Origin of the sequence: Micromonospora sp. NPDC049580, from assembly GCF_040675595.1 — a bacterium.
GTDB lineage: Bacteria > Actinomycetota > Actinomycetes > Mycobacteriales > Micromonosporaceae > Micromonospora.
Genome location: NZ_JBFAPG010000247.1, coordinates 1 through 9,159 on the forward strand (window position 1 = coordinate 1; position 9,159 = coordinate 9,159).

Genomic DNA, 9,159 nt, shown 5'->3' on the forward strand with positions numbered 1-9,159 from the left:
GGCGGCGGCCGACCCGGAGGTCGGCCCGCCGGACGCGCCCGGTGTGCTCTTCTTCCTGCTGCAACAGCGCCACCGGGTACGCCGGAATCTCAACCTGCCGCACGACCGGCAGGACGATCTGGCCGACCGCCTGGAGAACCAGCTCGTCCGCCGGGCCGCAGAGCGTCAGGGCGCTGATTCTGATCTGCTCCTCTGGCCCCGGGCCGAGTTCGACCGCCTGCTCGCCGAGCACCCCGAGCTGACCGACGTGTACGGGCCGGACTGGGACGCGCACCGGGCCAGGCTGGAGAAGGAGCTGGTACGGCTGACGAGTGCCGGCCGGACCGGGCTGGGCGTGTTCAGAGCGACAGTGGCCGGCCTGGACGCGTTCGCCGGTCGACGCGACGGCGACCCGACCGACGCCGCGATCCGGGCCGGCTACGCGGTCGAGGTGTCGGCGCGACCCAGCTCGCGGGTTCCCTGGCCACCGGAGCGCAATGACCCGTGCTGGTGCGGCTCGGGCCTGAAGTACAAGAAGGACTGCCTGCCGCGCTCGCGCAGTTGAGGCCAGCCCGAGGGCTGACACGCCCGCGCGTGACCGATAACGTCCTTCCCGGACGATCGACGTCCACCCCTTTCGGAGGAGACGCCGATGTTCGAGGAGTTCATGGGTATCCCCGCCCACCCTCTCGTGCTGCACGCCGCGGTCGTGTTCGTGCCGCTGCTGGCCCTCCTGACGGTCGCGTACGCGCTCGTCGCGCCGATCCGGCCGCACACACGCTGGGTGCTGGGCCTGCTCGCCGTGGGCGCGCCGGTCGCCGCCCTGTTGGCGAAGCTCACCGGCGACGCGTTCTTCGCGCGCCTGCGCTCCGCCAACCGCGTCACGCCCGAGTTCGTCCCGAAGCTGGAGGCGCACCAGGATTTCGGTGACCTCGCCCTCTACGCCGCGATCGGGCTGGGAGTCGTGGCGCTGGCGCTGGTCTGGTTCGTCGCGCCGCGCGGCGCCGAGGGCGCGCGCTCCGGTCGGGCGCTGACGCTGGTGTTGCAGGTGCTGTCGGTGGTGGCCGCCGCCATCGCCGTGTACTACGTGGTCCGTACCGGCGACTCCGGCGCGAAGGCGGTCTGGGAGGGCCAGTAACGAGCGCGGGCGCGGCCCGAGGGGATCGACGCGACGCCCACTCGCACCTAGCATGGCGACGAATGGATCTTCGTGATTGGTCCGTGCCGAGACCCGGCAGCCAGCCCGACCGAAGGGAGACGCGCATGCGTCGACCCCGCCATCTCGCACTGCTCAGCGTCGGCGTGTCCGGCGCCCTGGTGCTGAGCACAGCCCCGACCGCGGCGGCCGCTCCGCCCACGCCTTCCGCGCCCACCGGCATCGTGGTGGCCGACGGCATGACCCAACCGGTGTTCTCGCTCGCGGACGCCATTGAGGAGCGGGTGTTCGTCCAGACCCCGGTGGACACCGACCACGACGGCCGTCCCGACCGGGTGGCGATCGACATCTCCCGCCCCCGGGAGACCGCCACCCAGGGCTTCAAGGTGCCGGTCATCTTCGAGCACAGTCCGTACCGCAAGGGCACCTGGGGTGACGTGCCGTACCCGAGCGTGCTGGTCGACGACCTGCCGCAGAACGGCCGGACCGACCGCTCGGGGCGGCGGGCGGTCGAGGTGGAAGCCCAGCGGGCACAGGCGAAGGCGAACCTGCCCGGTTCGCTGGACGACTACTACGTGCCGCGTGGGTACGCGGTGGTGCTCGGCCAGAGTGTCGGCACCGGTGACTCGGACGGCTGCCCGACCAGCGGCGACCAGGCCGAGACGCTCGGCACCAAGGCGGTCATCGACTGGCTCAACGGGCGGGCCAAGGCGTACGACGTGAACGGCGTCCCGGTCACCGCCGGCTGGACCACCGGCGCGGTCGGCATGACCGGCGTCTCCTACAACGGGACGCTGCCCAACCAGGTGGCCACCACCGGGGTCAAGGGCCTGAAGACCATCGTGCCGGTCTCGGCGATCAGCAGCTGGTACGACTACTACCGGGCCAACGGCCTGGTGGTGGCGCCGGGCACGTTCCAGGGCGAGGACCTCGACATCCTGGCCCAGTACACGGCCGGGCAGGCGCGCGCCGAGGGGCCCTGCGCCGACGAGCTCGCGACGATCACCGCCGAGCAGGACCGGGTCACCGGTGACTACTCCAAGTTCTGGCAGGACCGCGACTACCTGGACGCCCGCGACGTCAAGGCCAGCGTCTTCGTCGTGCACGGCCTCAACGACTGGAACGTGAAGACCGAGCACTTCGCCGGCTGGTGGGACGAGCTCGCGAAGCGCGACGTGCCGCGCAAGATCTGGCTGCACCAGGGTGGGCACGGCGGTCCGGGTAGCAACGCCTCGGTGACGCTTCCGGACGGCCACACCTGGACCTACAAGCAGACCGAGAACCGCTGGTTCGACTTCTGGCTGTGGAACGTGCGCAACGGCATCATGGACGAGCCGACCGCGGTGCTCCAGCGCGAGGACCGCGCCTACACCACGTACGCCAACTGGCCCGACCCCGCCGCGCGTGAGGTCGGGTTGCGGTTCGCGGCGACCGACGCCACCGCGCCGGGCGCTCTGACCACGGGCAAGCCGCCGAAGGCCAAGGTCGAGCAGAGCTTCGTCGACGAGGGACGGACCATCCACCCGGACACCCTGGTGGCCGATCCGGACACGGCCAGCCCCAACCGGCTCGCGTACCGCTCCCCCGCGCTGACGCAGAACGTGCGCATCTCGGGGCGCCCGGAGATGCGGCTGCGGATGGCGATCGACAACAAGCCGGACGCGAACCTCACCGCGTACCTGGTGGACTACGGCCCGGCCGGGTCGACCGCCGCGCCGACCGTGGTGACCCGCGGCTGGATGGACCCGCAGAACCGCAAGAGCGCCGCGCGCACCGAGCCGGTCAAGCAGGGCAAGCTGTACGACTACCGCTGGACCATGGAGCCGAAGGACTACATCTTCCCGGCGGGCCACCGGATCGGGGTGGTCGTCTTCTCCAGCGACCAGGAGTACACGCTGCTGCCGTTGGGCGGCACCGAGTTGCGGGTCGCGCCGAACGACAGTGAGGTGCGGCTGCCCGTGGTCGGCGGGCGGGCCGTCCTCGGTTTCTGACGTCCTCGTTCCACGGGAGGGGCAGTCCGAGGTGTCGGGCTGCCCCTCCCGCCGCGTTTTCCACCAACTGCGCACGTATTGACAACCGTCGACGTGGGGAACAGTCTGATGTGGTGAGAGCGCTCTCTCGCCCCGGTTCACGGGCCACCACCCCCTTTCGGCCAGGACACTCTCCGACGTCTTTCGGCGGCGGCGTCGGAGCTGTCCCTGACCCGTCCCCGACAGGAGTCACGAGATGGACAGGGCCGCACCCCTCTCCCACGTCCCCCGCCGGCTACGCCTCGCCACGGCGATCGGCGCCCTGCTGACGCTCCTCGGCACGTACCTGGCCTGGACCACCGACCGGGCCGACGCCGCCCCGGTCGCCAACGTCATCCGGGTCGCCGAGTTCCCCGCCGACTGCGCGTACAGCCACCGGCTGCCCGACGACCCGATCGTCTTTCCCGGGCTGCCCGGGGCCTCACACATGCACAGCTTCTTCGGCAGCACGGTGACGAACGGCAACACCACGCTTCCCGACCTGGTCAAGTCCACCAGCACCTGCAACCCGGCGGTGGACGTCTCGTCGTACTGGGTGCCGACCCTCTACCGGGACAACGTGGCGGTGGAGCCGGCCATCGCCACGTTCTACTACCTCGGTGAAGGGGTCCGCGCCGACGTCGTCGCCAACACCCAACCGATCCCGCAGGGCCTGCGACTCGTCGCGGGCAACGCGAAGGCCACCGGGCCGAACGACAGCATCGCCCGCTGGTCCTGCCTGCACGCCGGGCAGGTGCCGCCGTCGAAGGACTTCGTCAACTGCCCGGCCGGCACGATGCTCGAGTCGTACCTGGACTTCCCGCAGTGCTGGAACGGTCGGGACCTGGACTCCCCGGACCACAAGAGCCACCTGGCGTACCCGGTGAACCAGGCCTGCCCGAGCACCCACCCGGTGCACGTGCCGAAGTTGCGGCAGGTGCTGCGGTACCCGGTCAACGGCGACCCGTCGCACTTCCGGCTGGCCTCCGGGCCGGGCTACACCATGCACGGCGACTTCTTCAACGCCTGGCCGACCGCTGAGATGGCCCGCCGGGTCCAGGACTGCATCCGTCCGGTCATCAAGTGCGGGCACGACGGCCGGCCGATCTGAGCCGACACCGTCGTACGGAGGGGCGGGTCCGGTCACGCCGGGCCCGCCCGCGGGCGAAAGGAGGCCGCATGCGCGCTCACGCCGCGCTGCTCACGGCGGCGGTGCTCGTCGCCGGCTGCGCCGGCGGGTCTCCCGGCACCGCGCACAGCGCCGGGCCACCCACTGTCGCGCCGGCCGCGTCCACACCGTCGAACGTCGGATCGGCAGGCTCCTTCAGCCCCACCGACATCGCCTGGCTGCAACTGACGGCGGCGTTGACGGACCGGCTGCTCCCGGTGCTGGACCTGGTGCCAACCCGGACCACCGACCCCGCCTGGCGACGCCTGGCCGCCGAGGTGCGGGCCAGCAACCGTGCCGACCTGACCCGGTCCCGGCAACTGCTCGTCGAGGCGGGAGCGCCGACGACCAACCCGCACGAGGGCCACGACATGCCGGGCATGGTCACCGCCGACGAGCTGGCCGCGCTGCGGTCGGCCACCGGGAAGACGTTCCACCGCCTGCTGGCCGCGCACCTGCGCGCGTACCTCACGCAGACGGTCCGGGTCGCCACCGCCGAGCAGAAGGGCGGCGTCCACCCGGCCACCACCACACTGGCCACCACAGTGATCCAGTCCAACACCACCCACCAAACAAACCTGAACACCCTCACCCCCACCCCCACCTCCTCCACCCCCACCGCCCCGCCTCGGTGATCAAGAGGTTTGCGTCATCCCACCGGCGTGTCGTGACGCGAACCTCTTGATCACCGGTGACGGATCCGGGGGGAGCGGAGCCGGGCGCGGCGGCCGTAGTCGGCGGCCACGGCTGTCACCAGGGGGGCCCGGGCGACCAGCGGGACGTGACAGAGGTGAATGCGCTCCCGCAGCCGAGGTAGCGGCCGCATGCCGGAGCGGAAACACGGTGGCGGCGGGTACGGCGTAACGACGAGCATCAGGGGGTGGATCAGCACACGAGCGAGATCGTCGACTACTACACGCTGCGCTACCGCGAGGACCAGCGGCTCTCCGCCCGCCCGCAGGCACGACTGGAGTGGATCCGCACGACGCAGCTCCTGCGGGATCTCCTGCCCGGCCCGGGTGCCCGTGTCCTGGACATCGGCGGAGGCACCGGCGAGTACGCGAGGGCCCTCGCCGTTGCCGGCTACGAGGTCCGTCTCGTCGACCTGGTGCCGAGTCACGTCGCGCAGGCACGCGGCGGGCAGCCACCCGTCGAGGCACGGGTCGCCGACGCGCGAGCGCTTCCCGACGCCGACGACGCGTACGACGCCGCGCTGCTCCTGGGGCCGCTCTACCACCTGTTGGACCGTGCCGACCGGGTTCAGGCGTTACGGGAGGCCGTCCGGGTCACCCGCCCCGGCGGTCTCATCGTGGCGGCCGTCATCTCCCGTTTCGCCGGTCCGCTGGACTTCGCCGCCACCGCACGCCTCGACGAGCGGCTGCTCGACGAGGCCAGGAACCTGCTGACCGACGGCACCAACGATCCACGGACCGGCTTCACCCACGCGTACTTCCATCGGGTCGAGGAGATCACCGACGAGTGTTCGGCGGCAGGGCTGACCGACGTCGTCGTACACGGGGTGGAGGGCCCGGCGTGGACGGCGGCGGAGGCTGCGGCAGGTGGGCCGGCGCAGGACACGGTCTTCTCCGCGGCGTTGGATCTGGCCCGCGTCTACAGCACCGAGCCGGCGCTGATCGGATCGAGCGCGCACCTCCTGGCCGCCGGGCGCGTTCCGGGCCGCTAGGACGTGTGTCAAAGCTTCGGCTCGACGAGGACTTTGACACACGCCCCAGACCGTCAGGCCGTCAGTCGGCGGACCAGCTTGCGGAGGCCGGCCTGCCAGCCGTCCGGGTCCTCGGCGCGGCGGCGGGCGTAGTCGGCGACCTCCGGGTGCGGCAGGATGAGGAACCGCTCCTCGGCCAGCCCGGCGATGGTCGCCTCGGCGACCTGGTCCGGGGTGAGCACCTCTCCGGAGGCGGCGATCACCCGGGCGCCCAGGTGGCCCTCGACGATGCCGTCGGCGAGCATCGGGGTGTCCACACCCTGCGGGCAGAGGGCGCTGACCCGGATGCCCCGGTCCCGGTAGGTGATGGCGAGCCACTCGGCGAAGCCCACCGAGGCGTGCTTCGTCGCGGTGTAGGCGGCGTCGCCCACCGCGGTCAGCACGCCCGCCGCGGAGCAGGTGTGCAGCAGGTGGCCGCCGCCGCGGGCGAGCATGCCGGGCAGCACCGCGCGGGCCGAGTAGACGTGGGCGAGCACGTTGACCCGCCACGCGCGATCCCAGGCCGCGTCGTCGACCTCGATTCCCCCGCCGGTGGTCACCCCCGCGTTGGCGCAGTACAGGTCGATGCGGCCGAAGCGCCGTTCGGTGTCGTCGACGAGCGCGCGGACCTGGGCCTCGTCGGTGACGTCGAGGGCGGCGGCGTGCGCCACCGGGCCGATGCCCTCGGCCACGGCATGGGCCGCCTCGGCGTCCAGGTCGGCGACGACCACCGCGGCGGCGCCCTCGGCGGCGAAGCGCCGTGACAGTGCCGCCCCGATGCCGCCGGCGCCGCCGGTGACCACCGCGATCCGGTCGGTCAGATTCACTGGGACGCTCCCACGGGCTCGGTGCCCAACCGGGCGATGAGGGTCATCAGCGCGGCGGCGCTGCCGGCGGTCACCTCGGGGGTGGGCAGCAGCGCGAGGACCGGCACGTCCACGCCGGCGTCGGCGTAGCGGCGGACCTGGGCTCGGCACCGCTCCGGCGAGCCGTGCAGCACCAGGGCGTCGACGACCTCGTCGGGCACCGCCGCGCTGGCGGCACGCCGGTCCCCCGCGGCCCAGGCCTCCCACATCGGCGCCAGCGCCTCGGTGCGGCCGAGCCAGCGATGGAATTCGGCGTACGCCGGCACGGTGAGGTAGCTGGTGATCAGCCGGCGGCCGAGCGTGCGGGCGTACGCGGCGTCCTCGGTGGGGCAGACGAAGATCCGGGCGGCTACCTCGAAGCCGGCACGCCGCTCGCCCAGCTCGGCGAGGGTCCGCGGCACGTCCTCGGCGCTGAGCCAGTTGAGGATGACCCCGTCGGCCTCGGCGCCGGCGAGTCGGAGCATGCCCGGGCGCAGCGCGGCGAGCAGAATCGGCGGCGGCACCGCCGGTGGCCGTTCGAGGGTGAACCGACGCACCGTGAAGGTGTCGTAGACCTCGTCCACCGTCTCACCGCGCAGCGCGGCGCGCAGGAACCGCAGGACGTCGCGGGTACGTCGGAACGGCTCGTCGAACCGCACCGCGTTCCAGTCCCGCACGAGCACCGGCGAGGACGCGCCGATGCCGAGCGCGAACCGGCCCGGGGCCGCCTCGGCGAGCGCCGCCGCGCTCATGGCGAGCAGCCCGGGGCCGCGGGTGAAGACCGGGGTGATCGCGGTGCCCAGCCGCAGCCGCGGCTGCCACGCCGCGGCGAGGGCCAGCGGGGTGAACGCGTCGGTCCCGGCGACCTCGGAGGACCACACGTCGGTGAACCCGGCGCTATCGAGGGTCGCGTAGACCGCCTGGTGATCGGCCAGCGGGATCCCGCCCAACGGCACCGTCATGCCCCATCGATTCGTCACCGATCGATCGTGCCCGTTGACGGGGCCTGCGAGCAAGATCCCCGAAGTGGGCAGAATCGCCGGTTCGCGGCCGCGCGTGCCGGCCGAGGTGCTACGACTTCGAGGTGGACCGGAGCACCGGCGCAGGCCGCTGACCATGGGTTCCAGGGCGGCGGGACACCTGGAGCCGGTCCCGGCGGCGACCGCGCCCGGTCGGGCCACGTTCCTGGAGCTCTTTTTCGACCTGGTCTACGTCTTCGCGCTCACCCGGATCTCCGCGCGTGCGTTCGAGGACCTGACCGAGAGCCCGGCGCAGCTGGGCTGGCCGGCGGTCACCGGCAGCGGCAAGACGCTGCTGTTGCTGCTGGCGCTCTGGGCGGTCTGGCAGGGCACCGCGTGGACGACCAGCCGCTACGACCCGTACCGGGCACCGCTGCAGACCGTGGTGTTGACCGCGCTCGTGGCCAGCATGGTGATGGGGGTCGCGATCCCCCGGGCGTTCAGCGAGACCGGGCTGACGTTCGCGACGGCGTACGTCGTCGCGCAGGTGACCCGGCCGCTGATCCTGTCGATCGCGTTGGGACCGCATCCGTACCGCCGGTTGAAGGTGCGGATGACCGTGGTGTTCGCCGTCAGCGGGGTGTTCTGGATCGGTGGGGCGTTGCTGCCCATCAACGGGCAGGTGATGCTCTGGGCGCTGGCGTTGCTCATCGAGTACCTGGCGGCGCGGTGCGGCTGGCCGGTGCCGGGCCTGGGCCGGTCGACGGTCTCGAAGTGGGAGATCGCCGGGGAGCACCTGGCCGAGCGGTACCAGCAGTTCTTTCTCGTGGCGCTGGGCGAGACGATCCTGGTGGCCGGTTTCGCGTACAGCAAGGGCCCGTACGAGTCGGGGCACGCGTGGGCCTTCGCGCTCTCGGTGGCCACGTCGATCATGCTGTGGCGGATCTACGTCCAGCGCGCCGGGCAGATCCTGGGCGAGGCCGTGATGACGGCCCGCCACCCGGCGAACATCGGCCGCTCGGCGGCCGACACGCACCTGGTGATGGTGGTCGGCCTGGCCGCCACGGCGGTCGGCTACGAGCTGATCATCGATCATCCGCTGGGCCATGCCCCGGGGGCGTGGCTGGCCATGGTGCTCGGCGGACCCGCGCTGTTCCTGGCCGGCCGGGCCCGTTTCGAGTACGAGGTGTTCGGGCGGGTCTCCCCGTCGCGGTGGATCGCCATCCTGGTGCTGGCGGCGGTGGTCGTACCGCTGCTGTTCCTGCCGGGGCTGGCCGCCTTGGCCGCCGGAGTGCTCGTGCTGGGCGGCGTCGCGGTCGCCGACGCCCGCCGGGCGCGGGG

The 9,159-nt window shown here is 72.3% G+C and carries 9 protein-coding genes; 7 read left to right on the top strand and 2 right to left on the bottom strand.

Annotated elements, in window-relative coordinates:
• The 6 genes from AB0J68_RS19575 to AB0J68_RS19600 all read left to right on the top strand — a co-directional run.
• Window positions 1–544: SEC-C domain-containing protein (locus AB0J68_RS19575; protein WP_363939779.1), on the top strand; the 544-nt coding region annotated here is incomplete at its 5' end.
• 87 nt (window positions 545–631) lie between these two features.
• Window positions 632–1,117 (top strand): DUF2231 domain-containing protein, encoded by a 486-nt coding sequence (locus AB0J68_RS19580; RefSeq protein ID WP_363939781.1) that lies wholly within the window; start codon window positions 632–634, stop codon window positions 1,115–1,117.
• Window positions 1,118–1,242: 125 nt separating this feature from the next.
• Window positions 1,243–3,126, top strand: a complete 1,884-nt coding sequence (locus AB0J68_RS19585) for a Xaa-Pro dipeptidyl-peptidase (RefSeq protein WP_363939783.1) — start codon at window positions 1,243–1,245, stop codon at window positions 3,124–3,126.
• A 235-nt stretch (window positions 3,127–3,361) separates the two neighbouring features.
• Window positions 3,362–4,255, top strand: coding sequence for a DUF1996 domain-containing protein (locus tag AB0J68_RS19590; protein WP_363939784.1), 894 nt, complete (start codon window positions 3,362–3,364; stop codon window positions 4,253–4,255).
• A gap of 68 nt (window positions 4,256–4,323) precedes the next feature.
• Window positions 4,324–4,947 carry a DUF305 domain-containing protein gene (locus tag AB0J68_RS19595; RefSeq protein WP_354856929.1) on the top strand — a complete coding sequence of 208 codons (624 nt, stop codon included), beginning with the start codon at window positions 4,324–4,326 and terminating at the stop codon, window positions 4,945–4,947.
• Window positions 4,948–5,192: 245 nt separating this feature from the next.
• Window positions 5,193–5,996, top strand: coding sequence for a class I SAM-dependent methyltransferase (locus AB0J68_RS19600; RefSeq protein ID WP_354858545.1), 804 nt, complete (start codon window positions 5,193–5,195; stop codon window positions 5,994–5,996).
• 53 nt (window positions 5,997–6,049) lie between these two features.
• On the opposite strand, the gene AB0J68_RS19605 is transcribed toward AB0J68_RS19600, so the two are convergent.
• Window positions 6,050–6,841, bottom strand: a complete 792-nt coding sequence (locus AB0J68_RS19605) for an SDR family oxidoreductase (RefSeq protein WP_363939786.1) — start codon at window positions 6,839–6,841, stop codon at window positions 6,050–6,052.
• Complete coding sequence (locus AB0J68_RS19610; protein ID WP_354858600.1) at window positions 6,838–7,821, bottom strand: LLM class F420-dependent oxidoreductase; 984 nt, start codon at window positions 7,819–7,821, stop codon at window positions 6,838–6,840. The genes AB0J68_RS19605 and AB0J68_RS19610 overlap by 4 nt, the downstream gene beginning before the upstream one ends.
• A 154-nt stretch (window positions 7,822–7,975) precedes the next feature.
• Here AB0J68_RS19610 and AB0J68_RS19615 point away from each other — a divergent pair.
• A partial coding sequence (locus AB0J68_RS19615) for a low temperature requirement protein A (RefSeq protein ID WP_363939788.1) occupies window positions 7,976–9,159 on the top strand: 1,184 nt, incomplete at its 3' end.

Bases quoted from the DNA above. Each gene is read 5' to 3' on its own strand.
- AB0J68_RS19580 (WP_363939781.1), top strand. From the start codon at position 632: ATGTTCGAGGAGTTCATGGGTATCCCCGCCCACCCTCTCGTGCTGCAC.
- AB0J68_RS19585 (WP_363939783.1), top strand. From the start codon at position 1,243: ATGCGTCGACCCCGCCATCTCGCACTGCTCAGCGTCGGCGTGTCCGGC.
- AB0J68_RS19590 (WP_363939784.1), top strand. From the start codon at position 3,362: ATGGACAGGGCCGCACCCCTCTCCCACGTCCCCCGCCGGCTACGCCTC.
- AB0J68_RS19595 (WP_354856929.1), top strand. From the start codon at position 4,324: ATGCGCGCTCACGCCGCGCTGCTCACGGCGGCGGTGCTCGTCGCCGGC.
- AB0J68_RS19610 (WP_354858600.1), bottom strand. From the start codon at position 7,821: ATGACGGTGCCGTTGGGCGGGATCCCGCTGGCCGATCACCAGGCGGTC.